Source organism: Vibrio sp. 1978 (genome assembly GCF_033344345.1).
In genome coordinates this window covers 1-1,196 of the sequence record NZ_JAWPOP010000116.1, presented here as the reverse complement: position 1 = coordinate 1,196, position 1,196 = coordinate 1, and the positions used below count along the sequence as shown (strand labels likewise).

The 1,196-nt window shown below is 46.5% G+C and carries 1 protein-coding gene; it reads left to right on the top strand.

What is annotated here, in order from left to right; translation table 11 throughout:
• Positions 1-1,095 (top strand): apolipoprotein N-acyltransferase (lnt, locus tag R8N49_RS24870; RefSeq protein ID WP_318190183.1); only part of this gene is annotated, 1,095 nt, incomplete at its 5' end.
• Positions 1,096-1,196 lie beyond the last annotated feature (101 nt).

Here is a 1,196-nt window from a genome sequence, read left to right as displayed (position 1 = left end):
ACCGGCTTCCCTTGGTTGTGGTTGGGCTATAGTCAAATTGATGCGCCACTAGCAAGCTTTGCACCGATCGGTGGTGTAGAACTGCTTACGCTGTTTGTTCTTATTAGTGCAGGAGCATTAGCATATGCGTGGATTCACAAACAGTGGTTGATGATTATCATCCCTGTTGTTTTGATGAGCGCAGGTTTTGGGATTCGCCAATATGATTGGGTGACACCTCGCCCAGAAGACACCACCAAAGTGGCGTTGATTCAAGGTAACGTCGACCAGAACCTCAAATGGCTGCCAAGCCAACGCTGGCCAACCATCATGAAGTACGCCGACCTGACGCGTGAAAACTGGGACGCCGACATCATTGTCTGGCCAGAAGCAGCAATCCCTGCATTTGAAGTTGAAGTGCCTTCCTTCTTGAGCAACATCGACAGTGCCGCGAAGATGAACAACAGCGCCATCATCACAGGCATTGTTAATCAATCGGAAGACAAGCAGTTCTATAACAGCATTCTGTCGCTAGGCGTCACACCATACGGTGATTACAGCTTTGATATGAGCGAACGCTACCACAAGCATCACCTATTACCGTTTGGTGAGTTTGTTCCGTTTGAAGATATCTTGCGCCCGCTGGCTCCATTCTTCAATTTACCAATGTCGTCGTTTAGTCGTGGGGCGTTCGTGCAACCTAATATCGTTGCGAACGGCATGCACATGGCACCAGCGCTCTGTTACGAGATCATTTTTAATGAACAAGTGCGTCAAAACGTTACTGACGAAACCGACTTCATTCTAACGCTTTCGAACGATGCATGGTTTGGACATTCGATTGGACCACTTCAGCATATGGAAATCGCTCGTATGCGTGCTTTGGAACTGGGCAAACCGCTGATCCGTTCAACAAACAACGGCTTAACAGCAGTAACCGATTATAAAGGCAAGATTGTAGAGCAAGTTCCTCAATTTGAAACAGCTGTACTACGTGCAGAGCTCACCCCAACAGATGGAACAACACCATACCGAACGTTTGGCACTTGGCCATTGTATTTTTGGGTTGCGCTGAGTTTAATGCTGGCTTGGTGGTTACCGAGAAAGAAAGACTAAAAACGTCATTTTTTTAACATAAGACGAATAACGAAAAAGAGGCCACACGGCCTCTTTTTTTCTTATCAAGCAAATACAAAAAGATTGTATAGGTGGCTATG